At 64.5% G+C, this 18484-nt stretch carries 15 protein-coding genes; 8 read left to right on the top strand and 7 right to left on the bottom strand.

The annotated features are described in order from the left end of the window. Positions 1-29 precede the first annotated feature (29 nt). From KI242_RS14070 to miaE, 3 genes are all read right to left on the bottom strand, one after another. Positions 30-1319, bottom strand: coding sequence for an ATP-binding protein (locus KI242_RS14070; protein ID WP_011060934.1), 1290 nt, complete (start codon positions 1317-1319; stop codon positions 30-32). Then, positions 1320-2030, bottom strand: a complete 711-nt coding sequence (locus KI242_RS14065; RefSeq protein ID WP_011060933.1) for a winged helix-turn-helix domain-containing protein — start codon at positions 2028-2030, stop codon at positions 1320-1322. Between the two features lie 171 nt (positions 2031-2201). Next, the gene (gene miaE, locus KI242_RS14060) at positions 2202-2807 is read right to left on the bottom strand and encodes a tRNA isopentenyl-2-thiomethyl-A-37 hydroxylase MiaE (protein ID WP_011060932.1); all 606 of its coding nucleotides are present in this window, start codon (positions 2805-2807) and stop codon (positions 2202-2204) included. A gap of 289 nt (positions 2808-3096) precedes the next feature. Here miaE and KI242_RS14055 point away from each other — a divergent pair, with 289 nt between their 5' ends. Beyond that, on the top strand, positions 3097-3960 hold the full coding sequence (locus tag KI242_RS14055; RefSeq protein WP_047336557.1) for a universal stress protein: 864 nt from the start codon (positions 3097-3099) through the stop codon (positions 3958-3960). A 216-nt stretch (positions 3961-4176) separates the two neighbouring features. Here the strand turns inward: KI242_RS14055 and KI242_RS14050 are convergent, their stop codons facing one another. Next, on the bottom strand, positions 4177-4644 hold the full coding sequence (locus tag KI242_RS14050) for a DUF1289 domain-containing protein (RefSeq protein WP_011060930.1): 468 nt from the start codon (positions 4642-4644) through the stop codon (positions 4177-4179). Positions 4645-5053: 409 nt separating this feature from the next. Between KI242_RS14050 and acnB the strand changes: the two genes are divergently transcribed. After that, the gene (gene acnB / locus KI242_RS14045; RefSeq protein ID WP_019094305.1) at positions 5054-7663 is read left to right on the top strand and encodes a bifunctional aconitate hydratase 2/2-methylisocitrate dehydratase; all 2610 of its coding nucleotides are present in this window, start codon (positions 5054-5056) and stop codon (positions 7661-7663) included. A 54-nt stretch (positions 7664-7717) separates the two neighbouring features. Here the strand turns inward: acnB and KI242_RS14040 are convergent, their stop codons facing one another. Together KI242_RS14040 and KI242_RS14035 are read right to left on the bottom strand one after the other, a co-directional pair. Next, entirely contained in the window at positions 7718-9391 is a 1674-nt protein-coding gene (locus KI242_RS14040) for a SulP family inorganic anion transporter (RefSeq protein WP_019094304.1), read from the bottom strand. 316 nt (positions 9392-9707) lie between these two features. Then, entirely contained in the window at positions 9708-10988 is a 1281-nt protein-coding gene (locus KI242_RS14035; protein ID WP_011060927.1) for a serine/threonine transporter, read from the bottom strand. A 493-nt stretch (positions 10989-11481) separates the two neighbouring features. Between KI242_RS14035 and KI242_RS14030 the strand changes: the two genes are divergently transcribed. The 6 genes from KI242_RS14030 to KI242_RS14005 all read left to right on the top strand — a co-directional run bounded on the left by KI242_RS14030 (position 11482) and on the right by KI242_RS14005 (position 16978). After that, positions 11482-12021, top strand: a complete 540-nt coding sequence (locus KI242_RS14030) for a cysteine hydrolase family protein (RefSeq protein ID WP_212806273.1) — start codon at positions 11482-11484, stop codon at positions 12019-12021. Between the two features lie 133 nt (positions 12022-12154). After that, positions 12155-12550 (top strand): VOC family protein, encoded by a 396-nt coding sequence (locus KI242_RS14025; protein ID WP_019094301.1) that lies wholly within the window; start codon positions 12155-12157, stop codon positions 12548-12550. 17 nt (positions 12551-12567) lie between these two features. Further along, complete coding sequence (locus tag KI242_RS14020; protein WP_041752188.1) at positions 12568-13518, top strand: 2-hydroxyacid dehydrogenase; 951 nt, start codon at positions 12568-12570, stop codon at positions 13516-13518. Positions 13519-13765: 247 nt separating this feature from the next. Continuing rightward, complete coding sequence (locus tag KI242_RS14015) at positions 13766-14833, top strand: phosphotransferase family protein (protein ID WP_212806272.1); 1068 nt, start codon at positions 13766-13768, stop codon at positions 14831-14833. Positions 14834-14872: 39 nt separating this feature from the next. After that, the gene (locus KI242_RS14010) at positions 14873-15640 is read left to right on the top strand and encodes an SDR family oxidoreductase (protein WP_011060922.1); all 768 of its coding nucleotides are present in this window, start codon (positions 14873-14875) and stop codon (positions 15638-15640) included. Between the two features lie 231 nt (positions 15641-15871). Then, the gene (locus KI242_RS14005) at positions 15872-16978 is read left to right on the top strand and encodes a Gfo/Idh/MocA family oxidoreductase (RefSeq protein WP_123473250.1); all 1107 of its coding nucleotides are present in this window, start codon (positions 15872-15874) and stop codon (positions 16976-16978) included. 56 nt (positions 16979-17034) lie between these two features. On the opposite strand, the gene KI242_RS14000 is transcribed toward KI242_RS14005, so the two are convergent. Further along, positions 17035-18471, bottom strand: coding sequence for an FAD/NAD(P)-binding protein (locus KI242_RS14000; RefSeq protein ID WP_212806271.1), 1437 nt, complete (start codon positions 18469-18471; stop codon positions 17035-17037). Between the last annotated feature and the right edge of the window lie 13 nt (positions 18472-18484).

The following is an 18484-nucleotide window of genomic DNA, read 5'->3' as shown; positions in this document are numbered from 1 at the left end:
CTGCGCAGGTTCAGGGCTGCGCGCGAACCTCAGTCGAGGTGGGCCCAGGTCATGCGGAACGAGGCACCGCCCCACTCCGAATCCGCCACTTCGACCTTGCCGCCGTGCCATTGCGAGACCCGCCGCACCAGCGCCAGGCCCAGGCCGAAACCGCCGGTACGCCGGTCACGGCTGGCGTCGAGGCGGGAAAACGGCTCGAAGATCTTCTCCCGGCCATCCACCGGCACCCCGGGACCATCATCGTTGACCCGCACTTCGTAGCCATGCTCCAGGCGCACCAGGGACACCTCGACCCGGCGGTCGGCGTAGCGGATGGCGTTGCGCAGCAAGTTGATCACTGCCCGGGCCATGAAGCGCGGTTCGATACGCACGTACTCCACCTGGCAGGAACGGATCAGCAGTTGCACCCCGGCCGCCTCGGCCTCCAGGGCCACGCTGCCGACTACGCTGTCGAGCCAGCTCTGGGCCTGGATGTTTTCCCGGTTGATGGTGGCCGCGCCATGTTCCAGGCTGGCGTAGCTGAGGAGTTCGGAGACCATTTCCTCCAGCTCGCCGAGGTCGGCATACATGTCGGCGATCAACTCGCGGTTTTCATCCGGATCTGGCTGTTGCTGCAACTGGTCCAGCTCGAAGGACAGCCGGGCGATGGGCGTGCGCAGTTCGTGGGACACCGCGTTGGTCAACTCCCGCTGATTGGCGATCAGCCCCTCGATGCGCGCCGCCATGCGGTTGAAGTGCTGGGCCAGGTCGCGGATGTTGGAACGCCGCGACAGGTGCAGCCGGGTGCCCAGGTCGTTGTCGCCAAAACGTTCGGCGGCCAGGCGCAGACGCTCCAGGTCGCGCCAGTGCGGGCGCACCCAGAAGTACAGGACGATGGCCAGCAGCGCGCCGAGCAAGGCATAGGCGGCGATGTTGTAGAGCAGGGTCAGGGGCGGGTCTTCCGGCAGCTTGATGCTCAACAGTTGCTTGCCGCCGTCGATGCTGCCGATGAATTCGGTGAACTCCTCGCGCACCACCAACTGGTTGGAATCCAGCAGGGCCTGTTCGCGCACGCTCAGGTCCAGGTCGTCGGCCTGCACCAGTTTGAGCAGCAGCCCGTAGTGCGGCTTGAGCTGCTCCAGCTGCTGCTGACGCCCGGCCTCGTCGAACGGCCGCAACTGTTCGCTCAGGCTGTAGGCCGGCCCGCGCACCGCATCGCGGTTGTAGGACTCGATCAGGTCGGCGGCCAGGTAGTTGATGAAGATGTGTTGCACCGCGGTCATGGCCCCGGCGAAGCCCAGGGCCAGGAACAGGTAGAGCCCCAGAAACAGACGCAGCATTCAAACCTCCCAGGCGAACGGATTGAACAGGTAGCCCTTGCCCCACACGGTCTTGATGCACACCGGCTCGCGCGGGTTGTCCTTGAGCTTGCCCCGCAGCTTGCTGATGTAGACGTCGACACTGCGGTTGAGGCCGTCAAACTCGATGCCGCGCATGCGGTTGAGGATGTCGTCCCGGGACAGGGTCTTGCCCGGCGCGCTGGCCAGCAGCCAGAGCAGCTCGAATTCCATGGTGGTCAGTTCCACCGGCTCGCCCGCCAGGCGCACCTCGCGGCTGTTGCGGTCGATGCTCAGCACGCCGAATGCCAGGGCCCCGCGCAGGGTGGTGGTTTCCGGCACCTGGCGCCGTTGCAGGGCCCGCAGGCGCGCCAGCAGCACCGCCGGTTTTATAGGCTTGATCACGTAGTCATCGGCGCCGGATTCCAGGCCGAGAATGTGGTCCAGGTCGTCTTCCTTGGCGGTGAGGATGACGATGGGGGTGTCCGCCACGGCGCGGATCTCCCGGCACACGTGCAGGCCGCTCTGGCCGGGCAGCATCAGGTCGAGCACCACCAGTTTCGGTTTGAATTCGAGAAATGCCGCCAGGGCGGTATCACCGCGGTGGACCGTCAGCACTTCAAAGCCGTGCTGGGACAGAAAATGCGCGATCAGCCCGGCGAGCTTCTCGTCATCTTCCACCAGCAACACCTTGCCAAGACCCAGGTTTTCCATATTTGCCAATCTGTGAACGCACAATTTGTGCGCGCGCATTATAGGGGGCAAGAGGTTAAGGAAAGGATAACGCAAGCCACAAAACCCGGGACTTGCAGCGGTTTTGCGCGATATTTCATTCTTTTAAGAGTTTTTAACAATTTGCCCCTGCTTTTACACAAGGGCAGTCGTTCACCAGGCCGGCACGCCACTGTGAAAACGGAACTCCGGATCCGGCGACTCGATCAGTTCCTGCTCCGCCGCCCGCACCCGGTCGATGACCTGGGCGATGTCCTTGGCGTCGCCATACTGATAGGCCAGCTTCAGGTAGCCCTGGTAGTGCCGGGCCTCGCTTTTGAGCAGGCCGAAGTAGAACTTGCCCAGTTCCTCGTCCAGGTGCGGCACCAGGGCTTCGAAACGCTCGCAGCTGCGGGCTTCGATAAAGGCGCCCACCACCAGGGTGTCCACCAGCTTCACCGGCTCGTGGCTGCGCACTACCTTGCGCAGGCCCGAGGCATAGCGCCCGGCATGCAACTGGCGCAGCTCGACCTTGCGCTTCTTCATCAGGCGCAGGACCTGCTCATGGTGCACCAGCTCTTCCCGGGCCAGGCGCGACATCATGTTGATCAGGTCGACATGGGCGTGGTACTTGGCGATCAGGCTCAAGGCGGTGCTGGCGGCCTTGAACTCGCAGTTCTTGTGGTCGATCAGCAGGGTTTCCTGGTCGGCCAGGGCCGCCTGGACCCAGGCGTCGGGCGTGCGGCAGCCAAGAAAGTCGGGAATTTCAGGAAAGTTCATCGGCGCATTTCCGAACAATCAGCCACCACCGCAAAGCGGCAGGCAGCACTATCAGTGATCGTTAACATGAGGCTCACGGGACAAAAGGCTTCATAGCGAAAGGCCGGCGATTATACCGGCCGGGCCGCAGACCACCAGCGGCCGCGATTGATATGCATCAACATCCGGCCCGGGCGCCAGCAACTATAGTTGTGCACGCTAGGGTCTGTTCCCGTTTGGTGACGAGCCGCGTTGCTGGGCCAAACGGGAACAGACCCTAACCGTTCATCCCTTCCTGGAGATCCCGATCATGCAAAGCATCCGCAGTATCCTGGTGGTCATCGATCCCACGCCCGGCGAAAGCCTTGCCCTCAAGCGCGCCAAGCTGATTGCCGGGGTCACCCAGGCCCACCTGCACCTGCTGGTCTGCGACAGAAAGCACGAGCATTCGGCGCTGCTGAGCGTACTCAAGAGCAGCCTCACCGGCGAAGGCTACAGCGTCACCACCGAGCAGGCCTGGAACGAAAGCCTGCACGAAACCATCATCGATGTGCAGCAGGCCGAGGGCTGCGGCCTGGTGATCAAGCAGCACCTGCCGGACGCCCCGCTGAAGAAAGCCCTGCTGACCCCGGCGGACTGGAAACTGCTGCGCTACTGCCCGACCCCGGTGCTGCTGGTCAAGACCGCCACGCCCTGGGCCGGCGGAGTGGTGATGGCCGCCATCGACGTCGGCAACATGGACGGCGAGCACCGGGCCTTGCACGCCAGTATCGTCGACCACGGCTTCGATATCGCCAGCCTGGCCAAGGCCCAGCTGCATGTGATCAGCGCTCACCCGTCGCCGATGCTGTCGGCCGCCGACCCGGTGTTCCAGCTCAAGGAAACCATCGAGGCGCGCTATCGCGAGCAGTGCAAGGCGTTCCAGGCCGAGTTCGACATCGACGACGCCCACCTGCATATCGAGGAAGGCCCGGCCGATGTGCTGATTCCCCACCTGGCCCACAAGCTTGGCGCCGTGCTGACCATCATCGGCACCGTGGCCCGCACCGGGATTTCCGGGGCACTGATCGGCAACACCGCCGAAGTGGTGCTCGACTCCCTGGACAGCGACGTGCTGGTGCTCAAGCCGGCGGACATCATGGATCACCTGGAAGAGCTGGCGGCCAAGGCTTGAGCCCCCTCCCCGCAACGCCATCGCGTAATCTGCGCCGTCCATGACGGCGCTTTCGCCGACAAGCCAGTCCTACAGAGCCCGATCAACCTCACCCCGTAGGAGCCGGCTTGCCGGCGAAGAGGCCCGCAAGCCTTGCACCGCCCTGGCAGCCGTCTTCGCTGGCAAGCCAGCTCCTGCAATGGCATTTGCGTGGGGGGCGCCTTGGCGGCGGAGCACTCAGCCGAGGGCATCCTTGAGAAAGCCGGGGGCGATGTAGCGCTGGTAGTGGGCTTCGGACAGCAGGAAGAATTCCCGATCAATGGCGTCGCGCAACTCCGGCAGGGCCCAGTCGCGAAACTCAGGCAGCAGCACCATCCCATAGGCATCGAGCTGGTTGATCACCCGCGCGCCACGGGCAATCAGCTGGTAGGCCCAGCAATACTCGGACTGATGGGGCACGAAGCGGATCTTGCGCTGCTCCAGTTGCTCGCGCAGGCGCACCGGATCGAAGACTTCCAGCTTGGCCGCCATCACCTGCACCAGCAGGTGCTCAAGACGCAGCCAGACCGCGCGTTTTTCCTCCTCGTTGTAACCATTCCAGTTGATCACTTCATGGTGGAAACGCTTGCAGCCACGGCATACCAGATCGCCGTAAACCGTGGAACAGAGGCCGACGCAGGGGGTCTTGATGGTCTGATTGGGCATAGATAGACGACGCACGCAAAAGCAAAACAGTGGGCAATGTTAGCCCTTTGTCTAAGATTGATCACCCCTCAAACTTCAATACAGCAACTTACGTTGAGGCTTTTTTTACCGTAGAATCAGCCAGCCTTTTTAGGCGCCAATGTCCGTTTGAAGCTGTTTTCAAAGCGTCACGAGCACAGTCGTTCCTTCAGAGCGGTGTTGGCGAGGGGTTTTTCCAGCGGGGAAAAACCCAACGCCAACCCTCATCAGCTCCCCGTTCTGCAGGCGTAAAACTTTGAAAGCAGCTTCTGTAAGGAATTGTCGGTAATTCTGGCTAAGTGGCCCACAACGCCACGCAGCGCATGAGTACGGCAATTTCGGGATGAGCGTCCCGGACACCCATTTGGGACCACTGATGAGGGTAATAACTGTGCTTGAAGCCTACCGCAAACATATCGAAGAGCGTGCAGCACTGGGTATCGTTCCCCAGCCGCTTAACGCCGAACAAACTGCAGGCCTGGTCGAGCTGCTGAAGAATCCCCCGGCTGGCGAAGAAGCTTTCCTCGTTGACCTGATCACCAATCGCGTTCCACCAGGAGTCGACGAAGCCGCCTACGTCAAGGCCGGTTTCCTCTCCGCGCTGGCCAAAGGCGAAGCCTCCTCCCCTCTGATCGACAAGAAGCGCGCCGTTGAACTGCTGGGCACCATGCAGGGCGGCTACAACATCGTGACCCTGGTGAACCTGCTGGACGACGCCGAACTGGCGCCAGTGGCCGCCGCTCAACTCAAGCACACCCTGCTGATGTTCGACGCCTTCCACGACGTCGCGGAAAAAGCCAAGAACGGCAACGTTCACGCCCAAGGCGTACTGCAATCCTGGGCCGACGGCGAGTGGTTCAAGAATCGCCCGGTACTGGCCGACAAGATCAGCCTGCGGGTGTTCAAGGTCACCGGCGAAACCAACACCGACGACCTGTCCCCGGCACCAGACGCCTGGTCCCGCCCGGACATCCCGCTGCACGCCCTGGCCATGCTGAAAATGGCCCGTGACGGCATCGTTCCGGACGAGCAAGGCAAGACCGGCCCGATGAAGCAGATCGAAGAAATGCGCGGTCAAGGCTTCCCGATCGCCTACGTCGGTGACGTGGTCGGCACCGGTTCGTCCCGTAAATCGGCCACCAACTCGGTGCTGTGGTTCTTCGGCGACGACGTGCCTTATGTTCCGAACAAGCGTGCCGGCGGCTTCTGCTTCGGCAGCAAGATCGCCCCGATCTTCTACAACACCATGGAAGACGCCGGCGCCCTGCCGATCGAATTCGACGTGTCGAAGATGAACATGGGCGATGTGATCGACCTGTACCCGCACGCAGGCAAAGTCTGCAAGCACGGTACCGACGAAGTCCTGGCCACCTTCGAAATGAAGACCCCGGTCCTGCTCGACGAAGTCCGTGCCGGCGGCCGTATCCCGCTGATCATCGGCCGTGGCCTGACCGAGAAGGCTCGCGCCGAACTGGGCCTGCCTGCGTTCGACCTGTTCAAGAAGCCCGAAGCCCCTGTTGAAAGCACTAAGGGCTTCACCCTGGCGCAGAAGATGGTCGGCAAGGCCTGCGGCCTGGCAGAAGGCAAAGGCGTTCGTCCTGGCACCTACTGCGAACCGAAGATGACCACCGTGGGCTCCCAGGACACCACCGGTCCCATGACCCGTGACGAACTGAAAGACCTGGCGTGCCTGGGCTTCTCCGCTGACCTGGTGATGCAGTCCTTCTGCCACACCGCGGCGTATCCGAAGCCGATCGACGTGACCACCCACCACACCCTGCCTGACTTCATCATGACCCGCGGCGGCGTTTCCCTGCGTCCGGGCGACGGCATCATCCACTCGTGGCTGAACCGCATGCTGCTGCCAGACACCGTCGGTACCGGTGGTGACTCCCACACCCGTTTCCCGATGGGCATCTCGTTCCCGGCCGGCTCCGGCCTGGTGGCGTTCGCCGCTGCCACCGGCGTCATGCCGCTGGACATGCCGGAATCGATCCTGGTGCGCTTCAAAGGCAAAATGAAACCTGGCATCACCCTGCGTGACCTGGTCCATGCCATTCCTTACTTCGCCATCCAGAACGGCCTGCTGACCGTCGAGAAGAAAGGCAAGAAAAACGCCTTCTCCGGCCGCATCCTGGAAATCGAAGGCCTGGAAGGCCTGACCCTGGAGCAGGCGTTCGAACTGTCCGACGCCTCGGCCGAACGTTCGGCTGCCGGTTGCACCATCAAGCTGTCGAAAGAGTCGATCACCGAGTACCTGCAGTCCAACATCACCCTGCTGCGCTGGATGATCGGCGAAGGCTACGGTGACGCACGTACCCTGGAACGTCGCGCTCAAGCGATGGAAGCCTGGATCGCCAACCCTGAGTTGATGGAAGCCGACGCCGACGCCGAATACGCCGAAATCATCGAAATCGACCTGGCCGACATCAGCGAGCCGGTACTGTGCGCGCCGAACGACCCGGACGACGCCCGTCTGCTGTCCAGCGTTGCTGGCGAGAAGATCGACGAAGTGTTCATCGGTTCGTGCATGACCAACATCGGTCACTTCCGCGCTGCCGGTAAACTGCTGGATCAGGTCAAGGGCCAGCTGCCAACCCGTCTGTGGCTGTCGCCGCCGACCAAGATGGACGCTCACCAACTGACCGAAGAAGGCTACTACGGCATCTACGGCAAGGCCGGCGCACGCATGGAAATGCCGGGCTGCTCGCTGTGCATGGGTAACCAGGCACGCGTCGAGCCGAACAGCACCGTGGTGTCGACCTCGACCCGTAACTTCCCGAACCGTCTGGGCGATGGCGCCAACGTCTACCTGGCTTCGGCCGAGCTGGCGTCGGTGGCTTCGATCCTGGGTCGCCTGCCGACCGTCGAGGAGTACATGGAATACGCTGGCAAGATCGACAGCATGGCGGCCGATATCTACCGCTACCTGTCCTTCGACCAGATCGCCGAGTTCCGTGAAGCGGCTGCCAACGCCAACATCCCGGTGGTGCAAGCCTAAGGCTGTAGCGTTGTAAGAAGGAACGCCGCGTATTCCACGATACGCGGCGTTTTTTTATGCCTGGGAAATAGCCCCGGCCTTCCAGCCCCGCAGGCTCTCCTGCAGCGTGTCGTCGACGCTGGTGCCGCTGAGCAGCACCTGGTACTCGCGGCTCGACGGCAGCAGTGCCAGGGCGTCCTTGGCCTCGTGCTTGAGCCGCGCCAGGGCCAGGTGCTTGTGCTCCAGGCTGACCTGGCGGAAGAACTCGTCCAGGGCCTCGATGCTGGTGCCGTCCAGGTCCGGGGACTCCTCCAGGCTGAGGATGATGCTGTGGATCGGCGCCTGCACATGGCGGATCAGGCGCAGGGCGCCGCCGAGGATGCGTTCGGCGTTGGCGAAGAACAGAGCCTCCCCCGGCCGCAGGATCAGCACGCCGGGCACCTGTCGGGCCTGAGGATGACGGCTGAGATCGACAAAGTCGTGGCCGCTGCCCAGTTGCCCGAGGATCTGGATATCCGCCGCCGACATCTGCCGCAGCAGCAACAGGATGCTGATACCCACTGACAGCAGCAACCCGTCCAGCACCCCCAGCACCAGCACCGCGCTGACCGCGCAGATCACCAGCACCCGGTCACGCCGCCAGATGAAGTAGCGCCCCAGGGGTTGCAGGCTCAGGCCATGGCCCAGGGCGTACATGACAATCGCCGCCAGCACCGGCTCCGGGGTCAGGGCGATATAGGGCAGCACGGTCAGCACGATGAGCAGCATCACCGCCGCCGCGGTCAGCCCTGCCAGGCGCGAGCGCGCCCCGGCCGCTTCATTGGCGGAGGTGGCCGAGTAGCCGGCCCCGGCGGGCATGCCATGGAACAGCCCCGAGAGCAGATTGGAAGCGCCCAGGGCCAGCAGGTCGCGGTTGGAGGAAACCCGGTCGCCATGCTTCAGGGCAAAGGAGCTGATGGAACCATAGGATTCGGCATACAGGATCATCACCAGGGCGAACGCCAGCTCCCCCAGGCGCAGCCAGTCGGCAAAAGGCAGTTGCGGCAGGCTCGGCACCTCCAGCTTGAGTTCGATGACCCCGATCAGGTCGACGCCATGGGCCGGCAGGTTGAACCACTGGCCGGCGCCAATGCCGATCACCACCGCCACCAGCCCGCCGGGCACATAGGGAATTCGCGAGCAGATCCCCAGCACCAGCAGCGCCACCGCCGCCACCGCGGCGCCGGCCCAGTTCCATTGCGGCCACTGCTCCAGCAACTGCGGCAGGAAGCGCACCAGGTTACCGGTGCTCAGGTGCACCCCGACCACGGTGGCGAACTGCTTGAGGACAATGGTCAACGCCAGGCCGAAGGCAAAGCCGCGCAGCACCGGCTTGGCAATGAAGGCGGTCACGCCGCCCAGGCGGAACAGCCCGGCCAGGAGGAAGAACACCCCAGTGAGCAGCACCAGGGCAAAGGCCAGGCTCAGGCGCAGCTGGGCGTCGCCACCGGCCAGGGACAGGGTGGCCGCCGCCAGCACCGCGGCCGACGATGAAGTGGCAGAAACAATGGCAAAGCGGCTGGTGCCCAACAGGCCGTAGCACAGCAACCCGGCAAACAGGGCAATGACCCCGGCCTGGGGCGGCAAGGCGGCGATGCTGGAATAGGCTACGGCTTCCGGCAACAACAGGCCGGCAATGGATAGGCCGGCCAGCAGGTCGCGGGTGCGCTTGGGGGCAGCGGTTGGGTGGGTCAGGGGTTCAGTGGCCAATCGGGTTCATCCGTGACAACGCAAAATCCAGATTCAGGGGGTGTCGCCCAACGGAATAAACGTGTTTGGGCAGACTTGCAGCCAGAGGAGCGGGAATGGCCACGGGCGGGTTCCTGGCAGCAATAAGAGCACCAGCTTAGCCCTTTATTCAAGGCAGCAAACAATCCTGATCAATGCCTTGAACGACAACGCCGCCGGTACAGTGAAGTACCGACGGCGTTGTGTGCAGCAGCGGGTTCGCCAGGGAGGCGTCCGCGCACCTTGCAGTTGGCTTGCGGGCCTCTTCGCCGGCAAGCCGGCTCCTACCGGAAGGCTGTCAGGACGCCAGGGAGTACACCAGGGCAGTAATGGCCACCAGGCCCACCAGGGTCACGAAGACGTTGGAAGCCTGGCCGCGGTAGCGGGCCATGGCCGGCACCTTGCGGATGGCGTACATCGGCATCAGGAACAGGATCGCCGCGATCACCGGGCCGCCCATGGTCTCGATCATCGTCAGGATGCTCGGGTTGAGGGTGGCCACGGCCCAGCAGATCACCAGCATGAAGGCGGCGGTGACGCGGTCCAGGGTTTTCGTGCCCGGGCGCCGGCCGCTCTTGCCGATCAGGCCCTTGAGGCCTTCGCTGGCACCGATGTAGTGGCCCAGGAAGGACTTGGCGATGGCCACGAAGGCAATCAACGGCGCGGCGAAGGCGATGGTCGGATTCTGGAAATGGTTGGCCAGGTAGGACAGGATCGACAGGTTCTGCGCCTTGGCTTCCGCCAGCTGCGCCGGGTTCAGGGTCAGTACGCAGCTGAAGACGAAGAACAGCACCATGCCCACCATCAGCAGGTGGGCACGCGAGAGAATCTGCGAACTGCGCTCTTCGGCGTGCACGCCATAGCGGCGCTTCTGGTCCACGGCAAAGGCCGAGATGATCGGCGAATGGTTGAACGAGAAGACCATCACCGGAATCGCCAGCCACAGGGTATGCAGGAAGGCCGAAGGCGCCGGGACATCGCTGACGGTGGCGAGGATGCCGCCATTCCAGTGCGGGATCAGGAACACCGCGAGGAACAGCAGGGCCACGATGAACGGGTAGACCATCAGGCTCATGGCCTTGACGATCACCTGCTCGCCGCAACGCACCACCACCAGCAGGCCGAAGATCAGCACCAGGGCCAGGATCGCCCGCGGTGGCGGCGCGATGTGCAGTTGGTTGGTCATGAAGCTGTCGACGGTGTTGGTCAGGGCCACGCTGTAGATCAGCAGGATCGGGAAGATCGCCAAAAAGTACAGCAAGGTGATCAGGGCACCGGCGGTGAGGCCGAAATGCTCTTCCACCACGTCAGTGATGTCCGCACCGTCACGCCCGGAAAGCACGAAGCGGGTCAGGCCGCGGTGTGCATAGAAGGTCATGGGGAAGGCCAGCAGCGCCAGGATCAACAGCGGCCAGAAACCACCGATGCCGGCATTGATGGGCAGAAACAGGGTACCGGCACCGATGGCCGTGCCAAACAGGCCGAGCATCCAGGTGGTGTCTTGGCGGTTCCAGCGGGTCAGGGTCGCTGGGGCCGCGGTTTCAAAGCGTTGATCAACGCTGTTGGCCTGATCATTCATCCGGTGGGATCTCCACATTCCGGTCGTTTGCCATTCACCCGGGCGTATCGGAGTACCCGACAGGCAGTGCCCGAGCGAAAAGAGGGGGCGCGATTGTCCGGGATTCCAAGGGCGCTGCATAGACTCAGCTGAGGAACGGTTTATGCGCTGCAGGTATTTTTTCGTTTGATGGGAAAGCGTCTGGTCCGGCCCTCTCCCGCTCAATCCGGGTTCCGCAGGAGCTGGCTTGCCAGCGAAAGGCGCCCGCCTGAAGACGCCATTCGCCGGCAAGCCGGCCCCTAATAGGCCGCGTTGACAAGCCTCACGGGCAGGCGGCATGATCGGCCCCCATGAATATCTACGCGCTGAACCCTACCTCCACCACCACGACTGCCTCCGGCGGGTCGTGTGGTGGCTGTGCGGGATGACACAAGCACAGTAGAACCAAGGCCCCGCCAGCAATGGACGGGGCCTTTTGTTTCTCCGTCCAGCTGGCACTACAAGGAGAGACAAGATGCCTTTATCCAACGCCAAGCGTGCCCTGTTGGTGATCGACATGCAGGTCGGGTTGTTCAATGGACCGGACAAGCCCTACAAGCGCGAGCAGGTTCTGGAAAACATCAACCAACTGATCCGCCGCGCCCGCCAGGCCGGGGCGCCGATCTTCGCCGTGCGCCATACCGGCCCCGCCGAATCCCCGATTGCCGCTGGCAGTGCGTTCTGGCAACTGCTGCCGACTCTGGAAGTAGATGAAGAGCTGGACTGCGTGCTGGACAAGACCCGCCCCAGTTGCTTTGTCGGCACCGAGCTGGCCGAGCGCCTGCAGGAGGCCCAGGTCAATGAACTGGTGATCGTCGGCATGAAGACCCAATACTGCGTCGATGCCACCTGCCGCGCCGCCGGCGACCTGGGCTTTGCCGCCGTGCTGGTAGAGGACGCCCATACTTGCATGGACACGCCGCTGATCGGGGCAAGAACCATCATCGCCCACCATAACGCCACCCTGAACGGCCCCTTCGTGCGCCTGGCCACGACCGCCGACGTAACCTTCTGACCCCATCGTCCCCACACCGCCCCGGGCACGCCGAACATGGCGTGATGCCCCGGGAACGGTGCCGGCGAGCATTGCCAAAATCCCTCGCAACCCGCACCCTTGAGCCTTCGCCCCTGCCCGTATGGAACCCTCCATGAGCGCCACGACGATCGCCGGCTGCCTCCTCTACAGCCTTGATCCACCTTCCCTCGCCCGCTTCTATGCCGAACTGCTGGGCTGGCCCATCACCGAACAGCAAGCCGACTACCAGCAACTGGCCCACCAGGGCTTCGAGCTGACCCTGGTCCAGGTGCCGCCAGCGATTGCTGCGCGCATCGTCCTCCAGGAACCGCCGCTGCCCCGCAGCGATTGCGCCTGCAAGCCGCTGTTCCAGGTAGACGACCTGGCCCGGGCCCGACAGCGCGCTGCCAAGGCCGGTGGCCGGGTGTACGAAGCCGAGCGCGAATGGCAATTCAAGGACGCCCGAGCCTGCGACGGCATCGACCCGGAAGGCAACATCTTTCAATTGCGCCAACCCCTGCCCCGCTAACCCACGAGGAGTCCGCCATGCGCGCCACCGTTCTGGTCCTGGTTGAAAACGTCAACGCCTACCTGCCGCACCTCGAAGACCTGGGTTTCAGGCTGATCCTGGCACCCACCCCACAGACCCGGGCCCAGGCGATCCGGGACCACGCCGGGCAGATCGATGCGGTGCTGACCCGTGGCCCCCTGGGGCTGAGCGCGGCGGAAATCGCCGCCCTGCCCCGATTGCAGATCATCTGCGTGATCGGCGCCGGCTATGAGCAAGTGGACCTGCAAGCGGCGAGCAATCGCGGGATCGCGGTAACCAATGGTGCCGGGGTCAACGCCTCGTCCGTGGCCGATCATGCCCTGGCCCTGCTGCTGGCCCTGGTGCGCGGCATTCCCCAGTCCGACGCCGCGGTACGCCAGGGGGACTGGCCGAAGGTGCTGCGCCCGTCCCTGGCCGGCATGCGCCTGGGGGTGCTCGGCCTCGGCGCCGTGGGCCAGGCCATCGCCCGGCGCTGCGCCCTGGGCTTCGACATGCCGGTGAGCTACCACAGCCGCCAGCCACGCCCCGACCAGCCCTACCGCTTCTGCCCGACCCTGGTGGAACTGGCCCGGGACTCGGACGTCCTGGTAATCGCCACCCCGGGCGGCGCCGACACCCGGCACCTGGTGGACCAGCCGGTGCTGGAAGCCCTTGGCCCCGAAGGTTTCCTGGTGAACATCGCCCGGGCCAGCGTGGTGGACACCAACGCCCTGCTGCAGGCCCTGCAGCAGCGGCGGATTGCCGGCGCGGCCCTGGATGTGTTCGATGACGAACCCCAAGTCCCGGACGCCCTCAAGGTGCTCGACAACGTAGTGCTCACGCCCCACGTCGCCGGCCTTTCGCCCCAGGCCAGCCGCGATACCGTGGCGATGGTCGGCCAGAACCTGCTGGCCCACTTCGAAGGCCGGCCACTGCTGACTCCGCTGGCCCTGCCGGCACCGAACTGACCCAGCCCCGAGTCAACGCCTATGCTCGTGGGGCGGACAACCTCTGTGCCTGCATGACTGGTGTAGGAGCCGGCTTGGTCTCATCGGGTCGTAGACACACGGGGCTAAATTCAAACGCTTGTATCAAAAGCAATGATTGTCCGGCAACACGCGCACCTATAAAGCCCCGCCGCGATTGTGAGGGGCCGGTAGGCGCATTAGATTAGCCAATAATCTCTGGCCTCCAGAATAAGCAGAAGGGATAAGCATGGCGCTTACAGACCAGTCCACCCGCACTCGCTCCGGCGAGGAACTCGATGCCAACCTGATCGACCCGTACCTCAAGGCGCACATTCCCGGCCTGAGCGGTACGCCGCAGATCAGCCAGTTCCCGGGCGGTGCCTCGAACCTCACCTACCTGCTGGAATACCCCGGGCAGGAGTTTGTCCTGCGTCGCCCGCCCTTCGGCCACAAGGCCAAGTCGGCCCACGACATGGGCCGCGAGTTCCGCATTCTCAACCAGCTCAAGGACGGTTTCCCCTACTGCCCCAAAGCCTACGTGCACTGCACCGACGAGTCGGTGATCGGTGCCGAGTTCTATGTCATGGAACGGGTCAAGGGCATCATCCTGCGCTCCGACCTGCCGCCGGAGCTGGGCCTGGATGCCGGCCAGACCGAGGCCCTGTGCAAGAGCTTCATCGATCGTTTCGTCGAGCTGCACCGGGTCGACTACAGCGCCTGCGGCCTGGGTGACCTGGGCAAGCCCGAAGGCTATGTGCAGCGCCAGATCAAGGGCTGGAGCGACCGCTACGAGAAGGCCCTGACCCCGGACGCGCCGCACTGGGAAAAGGTCAAGGCCTGGCTCAACGAGAAGATGCCCGCCGACCACCCGACCTCGAGCATCGTGCACAACGACTACCGCTTCGACAACGTGATCCTCGACCCACAGAACCCGATGCAGATCATCGGCGTGCTGGACTGGGAGCTGACCACCCTGGGCGATCCGCTGATGGACCTGGGCAACACCCTGGCCTACTGGATCGAGGCCGCCGACCCGGCGCCGGTGCAACTGATGCGTCGCCAGCCGAGCAACGCGCCGGGCATGCTGACTCGCCAGGAATTCGTCGATTACTACGCCGAACGCTCCGGCATCCAGATCGGCAATTTCGACTTCTACTACACCTACGGCCTGTTCCGCCTGGCCGGCATCGTGCAGCAGATCTACTACCGCTTCTACCACGGCCAGACCCAGGACAAACGCTTCGCGCAGTTCATTCACATGAACAAACTGCTGGAGCAGATGAGCCTGCAGGTCATTCACAAATCCAGCCTCTGACCGCGCCCCGGCGCTCGACAGCCCAAACAAGGAAAAACCATGTCCAAGACTCAGTTGTTCGACCTCGACGGCAAGATCGCATTCGTCTCCGGCGCCAGCCGCGGCATCGGTGAGGCCATTGCCAAGTTGCTGGCCCAGCAAGGCGCCCATGTCATCGTGTCGAGCCGCAAGCTCGAAGGTTGCCAGCACGTGGCCGACGCGATCATCGCCGCCGGCGGCAAGGCCACCGCCATTGCCTGCCACATCGGTGAAATGGAGCAGATCAGCCAAGTCTTCGCCGGCATCCGCGAACAGTTCGGGCGCCTGGACATCCTGGTCAACAACGCCGCGACCAATCCGCAATTCTGCAACGTCCTGGACACTGACCTGGGGGCCTTCCAGAAGACCGTCGACGTCAACATCCGCGGCTACTTCTTCATGTCGGTGGAAGCCGGCAAGCTGATGCGCGAAAACGGCGGCGGCAGCATCATCAACGTGGCCTCGATCAACGGCATCTCGCCGGGGATCTTCCAGGGCATCTACTCGGTGACCAAGGCCGCGGTGATCAACATGACCAAGGTCTTCGCCAAGGAATGCGCGCAGTTCGGCATCCGCTGCAACGCCCTGCTGCCGGGCCTGACCGACACCAAGTTCGCCTCGGCCCTGGTCAAGAACGACGCCATCCTCAAGACCGCCCTGGCGCAGATCCCCCTCAAGCGCGTAGCCGACCCCAGCGAAATGGCCGGCGCGGTGCTCTACCTGGCCAGCGACGCCTCCAGCTACACCACGGGTGTCTCGCTCAATGTGGACGGCGGCTTCCTCTCCTGAGGCCCGCTTGCACCACAAAAAAGGCAGCCTCCGGGCTGCCTTTTTCATTTCCCGAAGGAGCTGGCTTGCCAGCGAAGAGGGCCTTGAGCCCAGCGCAACCCAAGCGGCCCCTTTCGCCGGCAAGCCGGCTCATGCAAGCGCCTTTCAAAATTTTAATTCCACCAATTGCAATTAAAGAATATTTATTCCATAACTAGCCCTCCCTAGAACAATAATTCTGCAGGTGCGGTTATGGACGAGCTCGGCATTGGTTTGATCGGCACCGGTTTCATGGGGCGTGCCCACGCCCTGGCGTTTCGCAGTGCCGGCGCGGTCTTCGAATTGCCGGTGCGCCTGCACCTGGCGGCCCTGGCCGACGCCGACGCCCAGCGCGGCGAACACTGCGCCGGCGCCTGGGGCTTTGCCCAGGCCCACCGCGACTGGCAAGACCTGATCGCCGATCCCCGGGTCAACCTGGTGGCTATCACCACCCCCAACCACCTGCACTTCCCCATGGCCATGGCGGCGCTGGCCGCAGGCAAGGCGGTGTACTGCGAAAAGCCCCTGGCGGTCAGCGTCGAACAGGCCCGACAGATGCACCACGCGGCCCAGGCCGCCGGGGTGGTGACCCGGGTGGGCTACAACTACCAGCACAACCCGGTGATCGCCCAGGCCAGGGACATGATCGGCAACGGCGAACTGGGGCAACTGGTGAGTTTCCAGGGCGAGTTCAGCGAAGACTTCATGGCCGACCCGGATGCCCCCTGGTCCTGGCGTTGCGAGCCGCAGCACGCCGGCGGCGCCCTGGCGGACCTGGGCAGCCACCTGCTGGCCATGGCACGCTTTCTCATGGGGCCGGTGCAGGCGGTGTGCGCCGATACCCAGACCGTGCACCTGCAACGCCCCACCGAAGCCGGCAGCCAGGAACGCCGCGCCATCGCCGTGGATGACCAGGCCCATGCCCTGCTGCGCTTTGCCAATGGCGCGCGGGGTACGCTGAGCAGCAGCTGGATCAAGCATGGTTACAAGAACCACCTGAGCTTCGAGATCAGCGGCACCCTCGGCACCCTGGCGTTCGACCAGGAACGCCTCAACGAACTGCGCCTGTACCGGGTCGGCCAGAAGGGTTTCCAGCGCCTGCTGGCCGGGCCCGCCCTGCCCGGCTACGCGGCCTTCAGCCCGGCCCCGGGGCACCAGCTGGGCTACAACGAACTCAAGACCCTGGAAGTTCACGAATTGATCATGGCCCTGTGCGGCCAGGGCCGGGACGGCACGGATTTCGCTGAAGCCTGGGAAGTGGAGCGCCTGGCCGCGGCGATCCGCACTGCCGCAGCCGAACAGCGCTGGGTGGCACTGTAGGAAGCGGCTTGCCGGCGAAGGCGATCTTGCGGGCGCCTTCGCTGGCAAGCCAGCTCCTACGGTTGGTGGTTGGCCAGGCGCGCGGCCAGGGCCTTGGCCTGCAGGGCGACGTCGGTGACGGCGGTGCTTTCCCACCACAGGCCGCGCAGGGGCGGCCCCATGGCGAACAGGCGCTCGCAGGCCTGGCCCTGGGCGTTGTGCACGGCACCATCGGGTGCGGCGCTGATGCCCAGGGCCAAAGGCCCGGGTGTCACCAGGCCGCGGGCCAGCAGCTGGCGCGGCAAGGGCCGCGCCACCCGGCGCCAGTCGTATTCGATGCCGCTGGAGTTGATCAGGGCATCGCCCGCCATGCGCACGCTGTCCTGGCTGCCGCGGTAGCGCAGGCGGATCGCCAGCCGGCCTTCGTCGCCCGGCTCCAGGCCCTGGTAGCAAGCGGCATGAATCCGCAACCGCCCTTCTTCATGCAGGCGCGCCACCAGCTCGGCGCTCAGGGGCGGCGAGCGATGGTGATGGCTTTCCCACCAGGGCCGTACATGGCGCACGAACTGGCGTTTGTGCACCTCGCTGGCCTGGCTCCATAGGCGCCCGATATGCACCCGCACCGTATCCAGCGGGGCCTGCCAGTCGATGCCCTGGGCCTCGGCCACGCGGCATTGCTGGCGCAGCGCCCGCAGCAGTTGCCGAGGGCTGCAGATGCTCGGGTCGGCGCCGAGAAAGTCTTCCCAGGCCGGGGGCTGGCGGCGCACGTGCGGCAGCAGCCCATGCCGGGAAAACACCTCGATCGGCCCACGATGCCCGGCCTGCTCCAGGGACACCACGGCGTCCACCATGGTCAGCCCGGAACCGATGATCAGCACCGTCGCCCGGGGATCGAGGCGGGCCATGGCGGCCACATCCCAGGGGTCCAGCGCCGCGGCATTCAGGCCGCTGGAACGGGTCTGCGGGGTACGCGCCGCCGGGAACATGCCGGTGGCCAGCACCGCCACCGCGCCGGGCAGTTGCCGGCCATCGGCCAGGGTCAGCAGCACGCCGTCAGGGCCGGTTTCCAGGTCCACCGCCTCGCCCTGCACATGGCTCAACGAGGAGCCCTGCGCCCGGCCCTGCACCTGGGCCTCGGCCAGGCGCTGCTGGACGTAGACACCAAACAGCCCGCGGGGTGGAAACAGTTCGCTGACCGGCACATGCTGGCGGTCCGACTCGGGCCAGCCGCCCTCGGCAATGTGCCGGGCCAGCCATTGGGTCAGGTCGTCGGCGTTGTCCGGGTCGACGCTCATGCGCGCGGCGTTGCCATTGAGGGTGTGCCCCAGCTCCACGGCGCTGTAGGCCTCGCCGCGCCCCAGCTCGCTGCGCGGTTCTATGACCAGGATCCGTCGCTGGCCCGGCAGGCGCAGCAACTGGGCGGCCAGCAAGGCGCCGCTGAGGCCGCCGCCGACAATCAGGATTGGCGCATCACGGGTGGCAGGGGTTGCCTGTCCGGTGTGGGTTTGGCTCATGGAATGCTCACGG

Origin of the sequence: Pseudomonas sp. Eqa60 (assembly GCF_018326405.1) — a bacterium.
Taxonomy (GTDB): Bacteria; Pseudomonadota; Gammaproteobacteria; order Pseudomonadales; family Pseudomonadaceae; genus Aquipseudomonas; species Aquipseudomonas protegens.
This window is presented reverse-complemented; position numbering and strand designations above follow the sequence as displayed.

Excerpts from the sequence above, each read along its gene's own strand:
- KI242_RS14070 (WP_011060934.1), bottom strand. The coding sequence starts at position 1,319 with ATGCTGCGTCTGTTTCTGGGGCTCTACCTGTTCCTGGCCCTGGGCTTC.
- KI242_RS14065 (WP_011060933.1), bottom strand. The coding sequence starts at position 2,030 with ATGGAAAACCTGGGTCTTGGCAAGGTGTTGCTGGTGGAAGATGACGAG.
- miaE (WP_011060932.1), bottom strand. The coding sequence starts at position 2,807 with ATGAACTTTCCTGAAATTCCCGACTTTCTTGGCTGCCGCACGCCCGAC.
- KI242_RS14055 (WP_047336557.1), top strand. The coding sequence starts at position 3,097 with ATGCAAAGCATCCGCAGTATCCTGGTGGTCATCGATCCCACGCCCGGC.
- KI242_RS14050 (WP_011060930.1), bottom strand. The coding sequence starts at position 4,644 with ATGCCCAATCAGACCATCAAGACCCCCTGCGTCGGCCTCTGTTCCACG.
- KI242_RS14035 (WP_011060927.1), bottom strand. The coding sequence starts at position 10,988 with ATGAATGATCAGGCCAACAGCGTTGATCAACGCTTTGAAACCGCGGCC.
- KI242_RS14030 (WP_212806273.1), top strand. The coding sequence starts at position 11,482 with ATGCCTTTATCCAACGCCAAGCGTGCCCTGTTGGTGATCGACATGCAG.
- KI242_RS14025 (WP_019094301.1), top strand. The coding sequence starts at position 12,155 with ATGAGCGCCACGACGATCGCCGGCTGCCTCCTCTACAGCCTTGATCCA.
- KI242_RS14020 (WP_041752188.1), top strand. The coding sequence starts at position 12,568 with ATGCGCGCCACCGTTCTGGTCCTGGTTGAAAACGTCAACGCCTACCTG.
- KI242_RS14015 (WP_212806272.1), top strand. The coding sequence starts at position 13,766 with ATGGCGCTTACAGACCAGTCCACCCGCACTCGCTCCGGCGAGGAACTC.
- KI242_RS14010 (WP_011060922.1), top strand. The coding sequence starts at position 14,873 with ATGTCCAAGACTCAGTTGTTCGACCTCGACGGCAAGATCGCATTCGTC.
- KI242_RS14005 (WP_123473250.1), top strand. The coding sequence starts at position 15,872 with ATGGACGAGCTCGGCATTGGTTTGATCGGCACCGGTTTCATGGGGCGT.
- KI242_RS14000 (WP_212806271.1), bottom strand. The coding sequence starts at position 18,471 with ATGAGCCAAACCCACACCGGACAGGCAACCCCTGCCACCCGTGATGCG.